General features: G+C 63.4%; 19 protein-coding genes and 2 pseudogenes. 16 read left to right on the top strand and 5 right to left on the bottom strand.

Annotation, left to right across the window (positions count from 1 at the left end; all coding sequences use genetic code 11):
* The first annotated feature begins 147 nt into the window (after positions 1 to 147).
* Complete coding sequence (locus WDJ58_RS24230; protein ID WP_338918174.1) at positions 148 to 510, top strand: hypothetical protein; 363 nt, start codon at positions 148 to 150, stop codon at positions 508 to 510.
* Between the two features lie 186 nt (positions 511 to 696).
* On the opposite strand, the gene WDJ58_RS24225 is transcribed toward WDJ58_RS24230, so the two are convergent.
* Positions 697 to 882, bottom strand: a complete 186-nt coding sequence (locus WDJ58_RS24225) for a type II toxin-antitoxin system RelE family toxin (RefSeq protein WP_380661853.1) — start codon at positions 880 to 882, stop codon at positions 697 to 699.
* 6 nt (positions 883 to 888) lie between these two features.
* Entirely contained in the window at positions 889 to 1,179 is a 291-nt protein-coding gene (locus tag WDJ58_RS24220; protein ID WP_338918173.1) for a ribbon-helix-helix domain-containing protein, read from the bottom strand.
* 992 nt (positions 1,180 to 2,171) lie between these two features.
* Here WDJ58_RS24220 and WDJ58_RS24215 point away from each other — a divergent pair.
* The 7 genes and pseudogenes from WDJ58_RS24215 (at position 2,172) to WDJ58_RS24185 (ending at position 8,990) form a co-directional block, all read left to right on the top strand.
* Entirely contained in the window at positions 2,172 to 2,303 is a 132-nt protein-coding gene (locus WDJ58_RS24215) for a hypothetical protein (RefSeq protein WP_338918172.1), read from the top strand.
* A 1,946-nt stretch (positions 2,304 to 4,249) separates the two neighbouring features.
* The gene (locus WDJ58_RS24210; RefSeq protein WP_338918171.1) at positions 4,250 to 4,987 is read left to right on the top strand and encodes a thioredoxin domain-containing protein; all 738 of its coding nucleotides are present in this window, start codon (positions 4,250 to 4,252) and stop codon (positions 4,985 to 4,987) included.
* A complete protein-coding gene (locus WDJ58_RS24205; protein WP_338918170.1) occupies positions 4,984 to 5,538 on the top strand; it encodes a hypothetical protein in 555 nt (184 codons plus the stop codon). The genes WDJ58_RS24210 and WDJ58_RS24205 overlap by 4 nt, the downstream gene beginning before the upstream one ends.
* Positions 5,535 to 5,948 carry a hypothetical protein gene (locus WDJ58_RS24200; RefSeq protein WP_338918169.1) on the top strand — a complete coding sequence of 138 codons (414 nt, stop codon included), beginning with the start codon at positions 5,535 to 5,537 and terminating at the stop codon, positions 5,946 to 5,948. Before WDJ58_RS24205 ends, WDJ58_RS24200 begins: the two co-directional genes overlap by 4 nt.
* Positions 5,949 to 6,409: 461 nt before the next feature.
* Positions 6,410 to 7,660, top strand: coding sequence for a M20 family metallopeptidase (locus tag WDJ58_RS24195; protein WP_338918168.1), 1,251 nt, complete (start codon positions 6,410 to 6,412; stop codon positions 7,658 to 7,660).
* A 114-nt stretch (positions 7,661 to 7,774) separates the two neighbouring features.
* Positions 7,775 to 8,113, top strand: coding sequence for a thioredoxin family protein (locus WDJ58_RS24190; RefSeq protein WP_338918167.1), 339 nt, complete (start codon positions 7,775 to 7,777; stop codon positions 8,111 to 8,113).
* A gap of 69 nt (positions 8,114 to 8,182) precedes the next feature.
* A pseudogene (locus WDJ58_RS24185) lies at positions 8,183 to 8,990 on the top strand (aminotransferase class V-fold PLP-dependent enzyme).
* Between the two features lie 125 nt (positions 8,991 to 9,115).
* Here WDJ58_RS24185 and WDJ58_RS24180 read toward each other — a convergent pair.
* Genes WDJ58_RS24180 through WDJ58_RS24170 form a run of 3 tightly spaced genes read right to left on the bottom strand, consistent with a single transcriptional unit; the run spans position 9,116 to position 10,164 of the window.
* A complete protein-coding gene (locus WDJ58_RS24180; protein ID WP_338918166.1) occupies positions 9,116 to 9,337 on the bottom strand; it encodes a HalOD1 output domain-containing protein in 222 nt (73 codons plus the stop codon).
* A 6-nt stretch (positions 9,338 to 9,343) separates the two neighbouring features.
* Complete coding sequence (locus tag WDJ58_RS24175; RefSeq protein ID WP_338918165.1) at positions 9,344 to 9,916, bottom strand: DsrE/DsrF/DrsH-like family protein; 573 nt, start codon at positions 9,914 to 9,916, stop codon at positions 9,344 to 9,346.
* A 2-nt stretch (positions 9,917 to 9,918) separates the two neighbouring features.
* Positions 9,919 to 10,164, bottom strand: a complete 246-nt coding sequence (locus tag WDJ58_RS24170) for a sulfurtransferase TusA family protein (RefSeq protein WP_338918164.1) — start codon at positions 10,162 to 10,164, stop codon at positions 9,919 to 9,921.
* Positions 10,165 to 10,412: 248 nt separating this feature from the next.
* Between WDJ58_RS24170 and WDJ58_RS24165 the strand changes: the two genes are divergently transcribed.
* The 8 genes and pseudogenes from WDJ58_RS24165 (at position 10,413) to WDJ58_RS24130 (ending at position 17,143) form a co-directional block, all read left to right on the top strand.
* Complete coding sequence (locus tag WDJ58_RS24165) at positions 10,413 to 11,606, top strand: MBL fold metallo-hydrolase (protein WP_338918163.1); 1,194 nt, start codon at positions 10,413 to 10,415, stop codon at positions 11,604 to 11,606.
* Positions 11,607 to 11,614: 8 nt separating this feature from the next.
* Entirely contained in the window at positions 11,615 to 12,172 is a 558-nt protein-coding gene (locus WDJ58_RS24160; RefSeq protein WP_338918162.1) for a YeeE/YedE family protein, read from the top strand.
* Positions 12,169 to 12,627, top strand: coding sequence for a YeeE/YedE family protein (locus WDJ58_RS24155; RefSeq protein ID WP_338918161.1), 459 nt, complete (start codon positions 12,169 to 12,171; stop codon positions 12,625 to 12,627). Before WDJ58_RS24160 ends, WDJ58_RS24155 begins: the two co-directional genes overlap by 4 nt.
* A 9-nt stretch (positions 12,628 to 12,636) precedes the next feature.
* On the top strand, positions 12,637 to 13,812 hold the full coding sequence (locus WDJ58_RS24150; RefSeq protein ID WP_338918160.1) for an inorganic phosphate transporter: 1,176 nt from the start codon (positions 12,637 to 12,639) through the stop codon (positions 13,810 to 13,812).
* A gap of 32 nt (positions 13,813 to 13,844) precedes the next feature.
* A complete protein-coding gene (locus WDJ58_RS24145; protein WP_338918159.1) occupies positions 13,845 to 15,134 on the top strand; it encodes an MFS transporter in 1,290 nt (429 codons plus the stop codon).
* 302 nt (positions 15,135 to 15,436) lie between these two features.
* Positions 15,437 to 15,586, top strand: coding sequence for a DUF7512 family protein (locus tag WDJ58_RS24140; protein ID WP_338918158.1), 150 nt, complete (start codon positions 15,437 to 15,439; stop codon positions 15,584 to 15,586).
* A gap of 2 nt (positions 15,587 to 15,588) precedes the next feature.
* A pseudogene (locus WDJ58_RS24135) lies at positions 15,589 to 16,598 on the top strand (sulfite exporter TauE/SafE family protein).
* A gap of 140 nt (positions 16,599 to 16,738) precedes the next feature.
* Positions 16,739 to 17,143 (top strand): helix-turn-helix domain-containing protein, encoded by a 405-nt coding sequence (locus WDJ58_RS24130; protein WP_338918157.1) that lies wholly within the window; start codon positions 16,739 to 16,741, stop codon positions 17,141 to 17,143.
* The last annotated feature ends 137 nt before the right edge of the window (positions 17,144 to 17,280 follow it).

Below are 17,280 nucleotides of genomic sequence, written 5' to 3'. Positions count from 1 at the left end.
CCGTATCCGTGCCAAGGCTCCAATGTTTATAAATACTATCTTTTCTGATAATAAATAAGTAATCAAATTCGAGACTGAATCAGGCTTCAGAACGCGCTAGAAACATTTTTAGTGTTTGAGCTTATATACAACGCTACTGAATCAGATATGACTGAATCGACTCCCCTTATTGAACCAAATGACGCCGGCCGAATCGATACTCGCCGAGAATACGCCAAGGCCCTCGCTCAGGAGGGGTACCAGCAGGTTCACGTGCTCTCGCTCGCCGATGCAGGGACGGTACTAACAGACCGACGCATCGAACTCATCGAGACCCTCCGGCAGAAGGAGTATCAGTCGGTGAGAGCACTGGCTCGTGACCTTGATCGTGACCAGGGAGCAGTCAGCCGTGATCTCTCGACGCTTGCAGAACACGGTATCACGACCCTGGAACGAGACGGGAATGCGAAGCGTCCGGTCCTCCGCGAGGGAACTGTCGTGGTCGAGCCCCTATTTGTCAATCGGGAGTAGTGGAAACGTCTCAAGTCACCAAACACGCCGCCTCGCATCCGTAGCCCGGACCATGGCTCCGTCAACGGCCCGCTTGACCTTGCGCTCGATCTCGGTGAGGACCCCGCGGACGACAACGCTGACACGTACCACGTCGACGAACCCCTGGCCGACGGCCTCGACGATCAGGACATCCGCTTCCCGATCCTAGGTGATGATCGCCCGACAGTCCCCAGCGCGGAGGGTATAGTACGGGTAGTTCGACAGCGGCTTGAGGCGGTGCTCGGTCCACTCCTGGGCCTCGCCGAGTTTCTTCAAGATGCGTTCGCGGGCCTCGGGGTCGAGGGGTTCCAGGTGGTCCTCAGCCTGCGGCGTGAACTCGACGCCAGTCATCTACGCCTATGCCCCGTCGACGTCGATGCCGTACTTCTCGGCCACCTCCTCGAGCGAGCGGGTCTCTCCCCGCTCGCGCTGCTCGCGGCTCACCGCGAGGTCCTCAAGGATCTCCTCGGAGAGCCGCACCGGTGGGTCGATCCACGCCCGAAGGGCGTCCCGGATCGCCTCCGACGGAGAGGTGTAGCCCCGCTCGGCGTACGCCTCGTCGATCTGTTCGACCAGGCGCGTCGGGACGCGGACGTCGATCTTGGTCATGCCCTCGCCGTCGCCCGGCTCCTCGGTGTCGGTACTCATACTGTGTGAGACGTACGTCTCACAGATACGTCCTCGAGAGATCGTGATCGGATCCGCCGAGTTCGTGGGGGTGCTTCCGGTGGCTCTACGAGCGCGCTACTGTCCCGGCTCTCGTGTCGCTGTGCTACTATGGGAGTAGTATCAGATCGAAGCTCGACCCCTTCACGGCCCGCTCTGGCCCTGCTCGCGAATACGCCATCAGGCAGTCCGGCCGATACCGAGGGCTCCAGGAAGACTCCCCTCCACACAGGACACTACCCAGGTTTTGTTGGCCCACAGTGGGGTACGAGAGCTGCCGCCTGGCCGATTTTTACCTCAGATCAGCCGAGTACCGGATTTTCGACGGGGGGTCTGACGCTGGGACGTCTCGGGTCGGCTGCTAAGAGTTACCCCCACGAATCGGCCCACTTGTACACCGAGTGGGGTAACTCAACTCGCCACTCCCACCTACCTGACCACCGGGCGAGCCCCCTTCACAGCGAACTACAAAGAGCGCTCAGTGCCCATACCTCCGGACGAAACCCGCGATTGTGTGGCGGCGCAGCGGCCGCAAGACCGTTCATCGACGACGCTCAGGTCGTAAGCGCGCTCAATCGCGTTGTGGAAACTGGCACCAAATGGTGCAAATGACGTTCGCTGAAAACCCGATTCAGCCGCGTGAGCCACACTCTACCCGAGAATCCGGTGAATCGGGTTTTTGTAGAAGGGTGTGAGACTACCCGTCGGCACCGTCAGCCACGGGGTCGCCGACTGGTTGGTGTCGATCTTATCGTCCACGGATTCGCCCCCGAGATCGTCGGGACCTTTTCCCGGAGTTCGCTCTGAGTTGGCGGAGCGCGAGGGAGACGAGAGCAGAGTAACGCTGGACGTCGACGAGCTGCCGCATCAACGACAGAGCAGCCGCGCGGTCCGGGCAGCCGATGGCCCCTGGCCGCCCCTTCACATGAAAGTACATCGAACATTCACCACCTAGACTCCGGACGTTACGCTCGATGTACCTCGACGCAGCACCGGCGAGACTGTTTATCGACGCTTCTCAGGCCGTGAGATCGGACTATCTCGATGTACAAACGACACTGTTCGGTGTCAACGGCGACGGCGCGAAATCTTATTCGGCCGAGTGAGACGACCTCCACCCGAGATTTCGGTGAATCAGCGGAGTACATACGAGGGTATGGGCTACTCGTTGACGATAGTCGCCTCGTCCGGCTGGACGATCTCGAGCGCCGTGGCACCCCGCCGATCGCCTCGGGAGTCGTGCCCGTCGCCTCAGCGACGAGCTCACTCAGCTCCTCGGGTGTGAGGGCATCCTCGCCCGGCGACTCCTGGCTCATACTCCGTCTCTAATCAGTCGACAAGCCGATCGAGGACAGTCCGCTCGCGGTCGATGATCCGGTCGGCATGCTCCGAGAACGATTCGTCGACCTCCTGTTCCTACCGGCTCATGGTGTCCTCCGTGTGCGGTCGCATATTTATTCCTCCGGCAGGCGATCGGTGCCGCTCCCCCGGGTGCGCGAGCCACGTCGCGAGTTCATCGACTCGGTCGGTACCGGCGTTGTTATCCTTCGAACCGACGTGTTCCCGGCTGGATGGGCGCGAGGACTCGCGACCGTCGAGTCGTTCATCGGCGCGCTGTCGATGGCATATTTCGTCTCGGTCCTGAGCCGCCGCGCGATCCGTAACGGTACTCGCCATTGAGTGCGCACTCCGGAGGCTTCTGATGGATACCTTCCGGATCGGACGCCGCGAATGAGGAGTGTTATCTACATAGCAACACGAGCCAACTCATGGGGTAATTCGCTAAGCGTCAACCATTCGTAGCGCTCGCGTGTGGCGTCAAGGACGTAGAAGTCAGCTTTCTCTTGGACGGTGTCCAGCGCGAGAACAGGAGGCACCGAGTACGCGCGTCAAATGAGATATACCCTACGCGCCTTCATTCTAGATGGAGGCGCGTAGTTGCTCTCCGGCGAACGCTGGGGAATCAACGTGTTCTGAGAAAAAGCACCTACTGAGCCATGGCTATGCTCCGCCTCTGTTCACTCGCTGTTCGGTCTCTGCTGAAGAGCCTGCCAGAGCCGCAGCGCCTGGGGGGGGGGGCGACCAGATGGTGGCAAAGCCCCGAGGGAAGAACACAGCAGGCGGCGACCGAAGGTTCGGGACGCTTGGATGCCCGATGTCGTCGCCGCCGACATCCGCGAGTACGGCCGTGAACGGAGGTTAGCGGGCGACGAAACCTGGGTAGTGCCCTCGACATCGACGGTCCGGCGCTGGGTCCATGAGGTCCGCCAGCAGCTCCGGGAGGAAACCGACGACTGGCGGGGGGACACGTCCCTTCGCACGACCTCCGCCGATCGTGGGCGACCTACCACCTCGTCGAGCGGTAGGTTGACGTCCGGACGATGATGGCCATCGGGGGGTGGTCCGATTACTCGGCGATCGAGCCTTATCTCACTGAACCGACCGAGACTCGAATCGGCGAGGCTATGCGCGAGTGATGGCCTGTTCGCTGACGGCCAGCCGGCGGAACGACTCGTCGGAATGCAGGACGAAGCGCAGCTTCGCTCTGTAATCGAAGCGCACGCGTAAACCAACGAGGGTCGATGAGTCTGCTGACGCGGATGACCGCTCACTGGGGGATATCGCTGGGGCCCTCGAATCGACACTGAAGGCTGATATCGGTGAGACGCTGGTCGGCCTGGCGTCCTACGAGGATGGCGAGTACGATGTCCTGTACCGAGACGAGGCGGGCGTCCTCACAGGACGCTGCGTCGGATATCCGGGCGATTCTAGAGCACATTCAGCTGGAAGCGACGGCACTGCAGTCTACGAGGAGTACCACGGAGAGTCGCTGCATGCGACCGTTCGCGTGTACGATACGCTGGTCACCATCACCGTACCAGTCAAGGAGACGACCGGGCTCGTTGTCGTGGTACGGAATGATGGCACACACGACCCCTATTCGATAACTGAGACGGTCGAAAGCGCGGTATAGGTGTCCACACAGGATAATTTCGGGATTCAGTTAGGACCATAACGTCTATCAGCCGATGCGAAGTAGTATTGTGTATAGATGGACAAAAAGGGCAATATCACTCGCCGGAGAGCACTCATCGCCGGCGGCACGATTCTCGCGTTCGGCGGTGGTGTCGCCTACATCGGGTCGCGATCCGATTCGAGCGGACAGCATTACGTCCCCGACACAACGCACGCTGGTTCCGGGACGACCGGATTCGACGTCGACCTCGACGGTCGCCCCATCGCCGGCAAACGTGATGCCCCGGTGGACATCTACTACTGGACGGACTATTTGTGCCCGTTCTGCAAGCAGTTCGAGACGGAGGCGCTCCCGGAGCTCGGCCGGACATTCCTCGACACCGGTGACGCACGCCTGGCCGTGCTGCCCTACCCGAACATCGGAGAGTACTCGATGCCGGCAGCGGTCTGGGGGCGTTGCGTGTGGTCGCAGGTCGCCGACAGCGACCCCGACGCGTTCTGGAACTGGCACACGGCGGCCTTCGCCGAACAGTCCGACTCCGGCACGGACTGGGCCGACGAGGAGACGTTCGCGGCGGTCACCGAACAGACGGCTGGCGTTGACCTGTCCGCGGTCGAAACCTGCCGCGAGGAACGCAGTTCGTCCATTCGGGAGCGCATCGAGCCGAACGTCGCCGTGGCCCGGGAGTCGAGAATCCAGGGGACGCCCGGGTTCGTACTCTACAACCGTGACTCCGGGGCGGCTGGAAAGCTCGTCGGCGCCCACCCCTACGAGAACTTCGCCGAGGCGATCAATCAGGTGATGGAGGCGTGACTGGGAACCGCGCCGCCGCGGGTCACGACTGGATCCGTGACCTCCGCGACGCGCTCGGCTATCCGCTCACGTCGGACGCGCGGTTGCTAGTGACCGCCGTCGTGACTGTCGCCACATACGCCGTCCTGGTGTTAAGCTCGTTCCCGCAGTTCTCGGTCCAGGTGCTCGCGACCGACCCGACCGACGTCGGCTACGCGGTTACGGCGCTCACACGAGAAGTGTACCTGACCACCGGCTATCTCGGGCTCGCGCTAGTCGCCGCGTACGCCGTTCTGACCGGTATCGCGGTGACCAACGCGCTCGCGCTGGTCCAGCGCGCACATCGCCGAGGCGCGTCAACGATCGTCGGGGTGCTCCCCGGACTGCTCGCCGCCGGCTGTGCGAGCTGTGGCGCCGGCGTGCTCGGCGCGCTGGGCTTCGTCGGCGCGATGGCGGCGCTGCCGTTCGACGGCAACCTCCTCAGACTCGGCGGTATCGCCCTGCTCCTCGTCTTCCTCGGTCAGGCGGGGGACCCGCGGACGTGCGCGGTCGGCAGAGGTGGGCGTGCATGACTGCGCTGCCACGTCCTCGGTTGCTCCGGAGTGTCGGCGTGAGCATCGGGGTGTTTGTCCTGTTCGGGGCGGTGACCGGCCTGCTGCCGAACCCGGTCTACGTCCGGATGGTCTCTCGGACCCCGGCGGACTACCTGTTCCTCGTCGCGACTGCGGCGTTCGCCGGCGCGTTCGTCTACCAGCGCTCGCTGGCCGAGGAGCCCATCGGCGATCGATTCGCCGCCGGAGGAATCGTCGGCGGATTCCTGGCGTTCGGCTGTCCGATCTGTAATGCCGTGCTGCTCGCGCTGTTCAGCTCGTCGGCGCTCATGACGTACTTCGACCCGCTCCGCCCAATCCTCGGCGCCGTGAGCGTCGTGTGCTTCGCCGCGCTTCTGGTCTACCAGCGCCGGCGCTGCGAGGTGTGCTGACCGTGCGAGCGACGGCCTCGACGACCCAAACGCACTTGGGTCAATCAGACGAAGGAGAGCCCAATCGATGACTAGTTCAGACGAGGGCGGGAGTGCCGAGGACGCGTCGACCCCTCCGTGGGGATTACTCGCTGTTGGCGGCGCGGTGAGCCTCTGCTGTCTCTTTGCGGCGCCGACGGCCGGTGCCGCCGCTGCCGGGGGAACGGCGGCTGCACTCGGTGGTGGGCTCATCAGAATCGTAGTGACTGCGATAACGGTCGGCGTGATTGGCACCCTATATTGGCTCTACTCTTCCGGCGATACCGACCAAAGCTGCGCGATACGAACATGACGTCGTTTGTGGCGAATTTGGTAATGGCCGGGCTACGGAACGGAAACCAGGCTTCTGCACTGCCGCTTGGCCATCACTGGCTCTCGTCGCTCTCGGTAGCGGCCCCCCTTGACAGCAAACTCACCCACGTATGAGCAATGTCACGCCCACCGAGTACGTGCGAGCACACCGAGAGGAACTGGTCGCGCTCGCCCTCGATCTCCTCGCGATTGAGACGTCGAATCCGCCCGGCGACACGCGCGAAATCGTCGCCAAAATCGAAAATTTCCTCAACCCGCTTCCGGTCGAAGTAGAGCGTTTTGCAGTCGATCCAGCAAAGCCAAATCTGCTCGTTCGACTACCGGGTGGGTCTGACCACACACTGTTATATAATGGCCACCTCGATACGGTACCCTTCGACGGAGATGCCTGGTCCCACGATCCACTTGGCGAGCGCGTCGATGAACACGTCTACGGTCGCGGTGCAACCGACATGAAGGGTGCCGTGGCGTCGATGCTGTTCGCAATACAGGCCTTCGCAGCCACCGACACTGAGCCACCTGTCGACCTCCAATTCGCGTTCGTGAGCGACGAGGAAGTGGGTGGTGACGCCGGCTTGCCAGCGTTACTGGACACTGGAGAGCTCGACGCTGACGCATGCGTGATTGGCGAGCCGACCTGCGAGGAAGGCCGCCACTCCGTCACAATCGCGGACCGGGGCAGCATCTGGCTGACACTCGAAGCCAGCGGTGAGGGGGCCCACGGCTCCCGACCGGTACTCGGCGTCAATGCCATCGATCGGCTCTACGACGCCGTCGAGACTATGCGCGAACGGTTTGGGACCCAGCGACTCGAGATCGACGCTGACGTGGCACCGATCGTCGAGGAGTCAGTCGAATACTACGCCCCCTCATTGGGTGAGGCCGCCGCTCGAGAGCTGTTCTGGTACCCCTCGATCAATCTCGGCGTCCTCGAGGGCGGGGACGCGATAAACAGCGTCCCGCAGTCTGTGCACGCCGAAATTGACGTGCGACTGACCGCAGGTGTCCAGACGCCCGACATGCTCGCGGAGATTCGGGAGTGCGTCGCCGACTGCGAAGGTATCACAATTGCCGACGTCTCCTGGAGCGTCGGTACGGCCGAAGCTCCTGACAGCCCGCTCGTCGAAGCCGTCGCGTCGACCGCGGAGGAGGCCACAGGCGATCGCGTCTTCCGGCGGAGCGCTACGGGTGGTGGTGACGCCAAGAACCTCCGGAATGCCGGCATCCCGACCGTCGAGTTCGCGCTAGGAACCGACACCGTCCACGCGCCGGATGAGTACGTTCCGGTCGACGTACTCGTCGACAACGCCGTCGTCTACGCTCAGCTACCAGCACGGTGGCAGTCACAGATCGGTCAGTAACGCCTCCAGACTGACAGTTCTACCGTACTGCTTAGGCAGTGAGGGGGTGGCTGAGCAAAATTGTATTGTATAGTTGGCCCAAGACTATTAATATTCGGTGCGTAGAGTCTCGTAATGGCAACACAGACAGCGGAGACGGACCGCGTGGTCTCGCTCGGTGACGACGACCTCGAAACTGTCGTCGAAGACAGCAGCGTCGCGCTCGTGGAGTTCTACACGGAGTGGTGTGGCACCTGCAAACGAATGAAGCCGGTCCTCGAAGCACTCACCGAAGACACTGACGCGACCATCCTGACGATCGACATCGAATCGAATCTCGAAACGGCGATCGAGTTCGGTGCCCAGAGCCCGCCCACGTTCGTCCTCTTCGTCGACGGGCACCCGGTGAAACAGCTTCGCGGCGGCCAGAACGGACAGACACTCCGCGACCTGATCGCCCGATATCGGGACTAATTCACCGACAACGAGATGACTCCCAGAGAACTCCGCGCCGACACGCCCGCCTTACACTAGGACGTCTACCTGAACTTCGGCGCCCACGGACCGAGTCCGCGGTACGTCGTCGAGGCTGCTGACGAGTTCATACGGTCACACGAGTACGAAACGAGCACGCAAAACGACCCCTACGAGGCGGCGTTCGACGCCTATGACCGCGTGCGGGAGCGCGTCGCCACCTTCGTCGGTGCGGATGACGACGAGATCGCGCTCACGGAGAGCACGACCGCGGGCATCAACGCCGTCGCGACCGCCATCGACTGGGAGCCCGGCGACACCGTCGTTCGAACCGACCTCGAACACCCGGCTGGGACGCTCCCGTGGCAACGCCTAGAACAGGAGGGCGTCGAGGTTCGCGTCGTCGAGACGGAGAACGGTCGCGTCGATCTCGACGCCTTCGCCGAGGCCGTCGCCGACGCACGCCTGGCCTGTTTCAGCGCGGTGACGTGGACGCATGGCACCCAGTTACCGGTCGCCGACCTCGTCGACATCGCTCACGAAGCTGGCGCGTTCGCGCTCGTCGACGCTGTGCAAGTGCCGGGACAGCTTCCCCTCGATGTCGGCGATTGGGGGGCCGATGCCGTCGCGGCGGCCGGTCACAAGTGGCTGCTGGGGCTGTGGGGCGGCGGCTTCCTCTACGTCGACCGGACGGCTGCTGATTCCCTGCTGCCCACCACAGTTGGTTACCGAAGCGACGGTCGACCGACTCGCGTCGGAGGGAATCGTCGTTCGCGCTTTGCCGATCCCGGACGCCGTCCGCGCATCAGTCCATGCGGTCAACACTCACGCTGAGGTCGAGCGGCTGCTGGACGCCCTCGAATCGGAGTGGACCTAACGCGACTACTGTTCTCCGCTGTCCTCCGCGACGGTAGTCTCTCAGAGTCCACTCGTTGAAATCGGACGCCGCTGCTGGAGTGGCTGTCGGTGGGGAACTGCTATCGAAGAGAAGTTCTGTCGGCTTCAGTCGACCTGCACGCGACCGCTCTCGTCGACGACGACGTCGTGACCACGATACGCGAATCGAACTTCGAGGTCAGACGCCGTCGAATTACCGACCAACCGTTCTACTGCATCCGGATCGACGACCTCGGCTAGCGGCGGATCGAGTGTGACCGGCTCGACGCCCTCCGCTTCCGCGACGGCATCGACAATCTGGGGAATCGGATTCTCGAGTTTGTTCATCGGAGTTCAGACGAGGAGCTGGATGTCGGCGTCGGCCATGTCTTGGAGGGCGGTCGCCGCACCGACGCCCGTGGTGACGCCGTCGTAGAAGTCGTCCTCGTCGTAGTCCATGAGGTCGATGGTCATCTGGCAAGCCTGGAACTCCACGCCCATGTCGAGGCTCGTCTCGATGAGTTCCTCGATGGTGGCGGTGTCGTTGTCCGCGATCTTCTTCTCCATCATCTTCGTCGTCACGCGGTCCATGCCAGGGAGCGCGGCGACGGCGTTCGGCACGGGCATGTTGGGGTTGCCGACGGAGCTGAGCTTGAGGTTCTTTGAGCGCTCCTCGTGGAGGATGTCCAGCCCCCAGAACGTGTGGAAGACGGTCACGTCGTAGCCGAACGCGGCCGCGGTGCTGGCGAGGATGAGCGGCGGGTACGCCATGTCCAGCGTCCCCTTCGTCGCGATGATGCTCATCTTCTTGGCGTCGTCCTCGCTCGTGGCTTCGGCGAGCGCGTCCTCCAGTTCGTCCACGCGTGCGGCCAGCTCCGCACGCGAGGGCGCGTCGTCGGCCGGCGCGTCGGGTGTGTCCGTGTTCATCGTTACTCCGTCTTGCGGACGTAGTGTTTGTAGACGTCGTCGCCTTCCTCCTGGTCGACGAGCTCGACGCCCTCTGTGCCGGCGGCCCAGCCGTCGATGTCGCTCATGCTTCCGGGGTCGGTCGCCAGCACTTCGAGGACCTCACCTTCCGCGAGGTCGTCGATGGCGGACTTCGTCTTCACTACTGGCATAGGGCACGATGCGCCTTTGACGTCGAGCGTCTCCGTGATGTCGAATTCAGCACTCATTGGTTATCTGCTCCGTGAGTCTGTATTGGAGCTATCGCACAATACCTCCCGCCCAAGTAAAAGATTGTCGATTCTTGTGGACACTGCCAACTACTCCACGCCCTAATTAAGGCACCGAACCGGGAATAATCCCCATAAAGGCGGTTTAATCCGGCTTTAGTGACGGAGCCCCAAAATAGTATTGTTCGAAAAAGGAACTACTATGCAAATTCTTTTGTGCGTTCACCCAGTAGAAGCGACTGCACAACATGAACTCTGACGACTTCCCGACTCCGGACGTCGACGTGGACTCCGTCGACCCGGAGGCGCTGAAGGATCGTATCGACGCCGGCGAGGACGTCACGCTCCTCGACGCGCGCATGCAATCGGACTACGAGGAGTGGCGTATCGACGGCGAGAACGTCACGTCGATCAACGTCCCGTACTTCGAGTTCCTCGAGGACGACATCGACGAGGACGTTCTCGAGCAGGTCCCCGACGACCGCGAGGTGACCGTCCTGTGTGCGAAGGGCGGCGCCAGCGAGTTCGTCGCTGGCACGCTCGCGGAGCGCGGCTACGACGTTGACCACCTCGAGGACGGCATGAACGGCTGGGCCAGCATCTACGGGGCCGTCGAGGTCGAGCGCTACGACGGCGCCGGCACCCTCCTCCAGTACCAGCGCCCCTCCTCGGGCTGCTTGGGTTACCTCCTCTACGACGACGGCGAGGCGGCGATCATCGATCCGCTCCGGGCGTTCACCGACCGCTACATCGAGGACGCCGACGACCTCGGCGTCGACCTAAAGTACGCCTCGGACACGCACGTCCACGCCGACCACATCTCCGGCGTTCGCGACCTCGACGAGGAAGGTGTCGAGGGCGTCATCCCCGAGGCTGCTGTCGACCGCGGCGTCACGTACGCGGACGAGCTGACCACGGCCGCGGACGGCGACACTTTCCAGGTCGGCGACGCCACCATCGAAGCTGTCTACACGCCCGGCCACACCACCGGAATGACCTCGTACCTCGTCGACGACAGTCTGCTCGCGACCGGCGACGGGCTGTTCGTCGAGAGCGTCGCCCGCCCTGACCTCGAAGAGGGCGACGACGGCGCGCCCGACGCCGCGCGCATGCTCTACGAGTCGCTCCAGGAGCGCGTGCTGACGCTGCCCGACGACACGCTCGTCGGTGGCGCGCACTTCAGCGACGCCGCCGAGCGCGCCGACGACGGCACCTACACCGCGCCCATCGGCGAACTCGTCGAGGAGATGGACGCGCTCACGATAGACGAGGACGAGTTCGTCGACCTGATCCTCTCGGATATGCCGCCGCGGCCGGCCAACTACGAGGACATCATCGCGACGAACCTTGGCCAGAACGTCGTCGACGACGAGGAGGCGTTCACCCTCGAACTCGGGCCGAACAACTGCGCAGCCAGCCAGGACTCCCTCGCGGGTGACTAACGACGCCGATGGTTGCTGACCCAGTACTGCTCCAAGCGGCTGCCGACCTGTTCCCCAACGGGATCAGTCGGTACGCCGTCGGCGGACTGCTCGTCGGGCTCGGGACCGTCCTGATCTACATCGGGACGGGAATCCCAGCCGGGGCGAGTACGTTCCTGGAGTCCACGCTGTCGTACGTCTCCGACCAGTCCCGCTTCCAGCAGTACGTCAGCTCGCGGGACTGGCGGGTCGTGTTCACGGCCGGCATCATCCTCGGCGGGCTAGCGTTCGCGGCGACGTTCCAGTCCGGACTGGTCACGAGTTCGCTGTACGAGCCAGGGACGACCGGCCAGCTGTATGAGGTCGCCGGGGTGACGCTCTGGACGACCGACGTCCAGCCGTGGCGGCTGTTCGTCGGCGGCATCCTCGTCGGCATCGGCACCCGGATTGGAAAGGGCTGTACGTCCGGGCACGGCGTCTGTGGCGTCGGTTCGGCGTCGAAGACGTCGCTGGTCGGCGTCCTGACGTTCCTGACGGTCGCAATCGGCACGGCACAGGTCGTCGCCGCGCTGGGGGTGAGCCCATGAGCGACCGCCACCCGCTGTTCAAGCCGCTGATCTTCGTCGGCGGCATCGTGTTCGGGGTTGGGCTCGGGTTTAGCCACATGGCGCGACCGGAGGTCGTGCTTAACTTCCTCCAGTTCGACGATCTCGGCCTCCCGTTCGTCATGTTCGGGGCCGCCATCGTCTCCGGCATCGCGTTCGCCCTGCTGCCGCGGATCCGGGACGCCGCCCCCCTCACGGGCGACCCCTACGAGCGCCGGCTGAAGCCGTTCGACCGGAACGTCCTCGTCGGCGGCGCCATCTTCGGCGTCGGCTGGGGGCTCTCCGGCATCTGCCCGGGCGCCGCGTACGCGAGCCTCGGCACCGGCAACGTCACGATACTCTGGGCGCTCGCCGGGATGTTCCTCGGCGCGTACGCCCAGGGCTACTGGCGGAGCCGCAGCCAGAGCCGCGACACGTCCCCAGCGGGCGCAGACTAACCCACTTCTATGGACCCCGCTCTCATCGCCCTCTTCGTCGGTGCAGCGCTCGCCAGCCTGTTCATGGCATGGGTCATCGGCGCCGGGTCGAGCGGCGCGACCCCCTTCGCGCCGGCCGTCGGCTCGAACGCCATCGCGACGATGCGCGCCGCATTACTCGTCGGCATCTTCGGCTTCGCCGGCGCCGTCACGCAGGGCGGCAACGTCTCGGAAGCCATCGGGAGCGGCCTCGTCGGCGGCATCAGCCTCCCCGTCGCCGGCGTCATCCTCGTGCTCGTGTTGGGCGCGGGGCTGATGGCGGTCGGGATCACGACCGGGTACCCGATCGCGACCGCGTTCACCGTGACCGGCGCAGTCATCGGCGTCGGGCTCGCGCTCGGCGGGTCGCCGGTCTGGCCGAAGTACCGCCAGATCGCTGCCGTCTGGGTGTTGACGCCGTTCGTCGGCGGCGGCATCGCGTTCACCATAGCGAGCCTCCTCCCGCGGCCCGACGTCCCCGAACGGTACAGCATCCCCGTCCTTACCGGGCTTGTCGGAGCCGCTCTCGTGAACATTCAGTTCAGCTTCCTCGGCGAGGGAAGCACGGCGGGAACCGTCCGCGGGCTCGGACAGCGAGTGCTGACCGTCGATGGACTGGTATCGGCGCTCGGAATCACCGGCCTCGCTGCGCTAGCCGTCGCAACGGTCGTCTGGTGGGACGTCAGTCGCGACGAGCGCGGTGGCCTGCGTCGGGTGCTGCTCGCGCTGGGTTCGCTCGTCGCGTTCTCCGCGGGCGGGAGCCAGGTCGGCCTCGCTGTCGGGCCGTTGCTGCCGCTGCTCGACGAGGTGGGGATGGTCTCGACGTTCGCCGTGCTCGTCGGCGGCGGCCTCGGAATGCTCGTCGGCTCGTGGACGGGCGCGCCGCGGATGATCAAGTCGCTCGCCCAGGACTACTCGTCGCTGGGGCCGCGGCGCTCTATCTCGGCGCTCGTACCGTCGTTCCTGATCGCACAGCTGGCAGTCCTGCTCGGCGTCCCGGTCTCGTTCAACGAGATCGTCGTCAGTGCCATCATCGGGAGCGGCGCCGCGGTCGGCGGTCGGGAGGCTGTGGATGCCAGAAAGATTCTCCTGACAGTCGGGGCGTGGGCAGGGTCGTTCGTCCTGTCGTTCGGCCTCGCGTACGGCACCGCGCTCCTCCTACTGTAACCCACAAATGAACCTGCTGAACTCACGAACTAATGCCTACGACAACTGAACTCGAACAAGGAATCCGCGAACACCTCGGGCAGTTCTCGCTGCACGTCCTGCTCGTCTTCGCGACTGGGCTGACCATCGGCTCCGAACGAACCGTCGTCCCCGTGCTGGGGGAGGACGTCCTCGGCGTTGAGTCGTTCCTCGTGATCGGCTCGTTCGTCGTGTCCTTCGGCGTCGTGAAGTCGATCCTCAATCTCTACGCCGGCAAGTGGGGTGAGGAGTACGGCCGCAAGCCCGTCCTCATCGCCGGGTGGGCAACGGCACTCCCGCTGCCGGTCATCCTCATTTTCGCCCCGAGCTGGGGCTGGATCACCGTCGGGAATATCCTGCTGGGTGTCAACCAGGCGTTGACCTGGAGCATGGCGATAAACGCGAAGATCGACCTCGCGGGCCCCGACCAGCGCGGGCTCGCAGTCGGGATCGACGAGGCGTTCGGCTACACCGGCCTAGCCGTCGGCGCCTGGATCACCGGCGTCATCGCCGGCCAGTGGGGGCTGCGCCCCGAACCGTTCTACTTCCTCGGCGTCGTCGTCGTGTTGGCGTTCCTCGTCTCGATCTTCCTGATCAAGGAGACCGTCCAGTACGCCCAAGCCGAGGGCGACGACGACCACCACGACGCGAATCTGCCGTTCGACGAGGTCCTAAAGCGCGCGACCTATGGCGACCGGACGCTGTTCGCCGCGGCGCAGGCCGGTCACATCGAGAACTTCGTCGACACGCTGTTTTGGATCGCCGTCCCGCTGTACCTGACGAGCCAGGGGCTCGGCATCGCGGCGGTCGGGGTCGTAGTCAGCGTCCACAGCGCGATGTACTTCCTCCAGATCGCGACCGGCGGGCTCGCCGACCGCATCGGCCGTCGCCCGCCCGTGATCGCCGGGATGTTCCTCGCGGGCGGGGGCGTCCTCGGGATGGTGCTCGTCGATAGCTACGTCCCGTGGGCAGTGCTGGCCGGCGTCTCCGGACTGGGGATGGCGCTGCTGTACCCGAACCTGATGACGGTTCCGAGCGATGCGGCCCACCCCACGTGGCGCTCGGCGGGGATGGGCGTCTACAGAATGTGGCGCGACTCTGGCTATGTCGTCGGTGCGGTCTTGATCGGACTCTCGATGGAGTTCGTGAACGCGGCTGCCGCGTTCTACTTAACCGCCGGCCTGATGTTCGCGTCCGGCGCCGTGGTGTACGTCTGGATGGAGGAGACCCATCCCGAGTTCGGTACTCACGAGCCACCGGCGCCAGCGAAAACCGAGTCTTCCGTGATGACTGCCCAAGACTAACAGTTTCTTTCGGTCGTAGTAGTCCGTTGCACTCCAACGTTGTGCCCGTTGGGGACGTGACGAGGGGCCAGCCGTAGCTGACGTAACGTACAGGATATTGGGGGTAGCCGGAGTTCCTTCTTTGTCCAGGTCGAGTGAGGCATGCACATGTTCGCCAAGGCCTGCGTTCGATTTCTATAACATATAGCGTACTGCTTCGATAGTATTGTATAGTATTTCCACAACTATTAAGTTCTGTAGTCGGTTAGGTAGAATCGAGTAGATTTCCATGAGGTTCACAATACTATCGGGGGTGTCGTGAGATGTTCGCTCTCGAAACGCTGAGCGGATCAGCACAGGCCGCAGTTACGGTTGGGATCGTCTTTCTGCAAGCTATCGTGCTGTACGTGGGGTACGGAGCACTGACGAGGTTCGCCCAGCCAACCGTACTCGACGCGCTGGGGGGTGAGTGATAATGGAGATACTCGGGTTGAGTCTTCTGATGGTCGGCGTGTTCGTTGGATTCGGGCTGCTCATCGGGACCCTCTTCGGGTTCTTCGGCATGGGTGGTTCGTTTCTCGTGACGCCCGCGCTGCTCGTGATGGGATATCCGTCGACGGTCGCCGTCGGCAGCGGGTTGGCGTTCGTCTTCGGGACGAGCGTGATCGGCGCGCTCCGCCACCGCGACCACGGGCAGGTCGACTACAAGCTCGCAGTCATCATGACTGTCGCGATGACCGTCGGTATCGAGGCCGGGAAGAGCGTCGTGTTCTTCCTCGAAGCGACCGGGATGGCCGATCTCGTCATCAACGTCGCATACGTCGGCCTGCTCGCTACCGTCGGCTGTTTACGCTCCGTGACTCCTGGGCTGACAGCAGTGACGACGGCGATGCCGGCACCGATCTCGCCGATCGCGTCCAGTCGATTCACCTCCCGCCGATGGTGACGTTGCGCGGTGGGGTCCGCGTATCAGGGACGATCGTCTTCGCTGTCGGTCTTGTCATCGGGATTCTGTCTGGGTTCCTCGGCGTCGGCGGGGGATTCCTCCCAATGCCCGCGATGATGTACGGGCTCGGCGTCCCCGCTGCGATCGCCGTGGGAACGGACATCCTGCAGATCACGATCTCGGGGGCGTTCGGCGCGTTCACCTACGCGCAATCCGGGGCTGTCGCGCTTCCAGTTGTCGCGTTCCTCCTCCTTGGGAGCGCTCTCGGTGCGCGCATCGGAGCGGGCGCGACAAATCTCGTCGACGAAGACGAGATTAAAGGGTACTTTGCCGCGATGCTACTCGCCGGCAGTCTCGCCGTCGCGTCGAACAAACTCGGGACCGTCTACGATATCGAGGTGCTCAACGTGTTGAGTACCGCGCTGATCTTCGGAGCCGCTTTCCTCGTTAGTGGTGCTGTCGTGGTTGCGGCCATCTGTCGATTGCGCTCCGATGTGACTGGGCGCTGGTGTCGTCTAACTACATCGCAATCAGGATAGTCCGCTTTCGATTACGATACCGGTTGGCGACTACGCAGGACTTTTACTCCGGATTTTGACCGAGTAAAGCCTGTGTAGCGCGTGATTGTGGAATCTATACACAAGCCTTTTATCGGCATAACCACTACGTAGTGATAACAATGCCAGATTCGATGTCTGAACAGCTCCGCAGTAACATGGAGTGCGAGGGGCTGCTGGAGTGCTTCCACGGCCTCAAAGAGCTCGACAAGGAATGCTTCCAGGCGCTCGTCGAGGCCGACGAACCGCTGACCGTCGACGAAATCGCCGACGCAGTCGACCGCGAACGCTCGACCGCCTACCGCGCCGTCCAGCGGCTGCTCCAGACCGGCTTCATGGAGAAGAACCAGATCAACTATGACCAGGGCGGCTACTACCACGTCTACTCGCCGACGGACCCCTCGAAGATAGCCAATGACATGCAGCGCTTGCTCAACGACGGGTACGCGAAGATGGGCCAGCTCATCCAGGAGTTCGAAACCAAGTACGAACAGACCGACACTGCGGCTCCTGCAGCCGAAAGCTAACGCTCTACTTTTCTCGATCTCTGGGTCAAAGACTCTCCACGGGAGCTGAATTTTGCGGTCTCGAGTTCCGATCGGTATTTTGGCTGACGATTTATCTTGGTTAGTATTGTAAATATCTCACAAAACTCTTAATTAGC

It is taken from the genome of Salinirubellus litoreus (assembly GCF_037335815.1).
Classification (GTDB): Archaea; Halobacteriota; Halobacteria; order Halobacteriales; family Haloarculaceae; genus Salinirubellus; species Salinirubellus litoreus.
The sequence above is the reverse complement of the archived record's forward strand: the minus strand, read 5'-3'. Positions and strand labels throughout refer to the sequence as shown.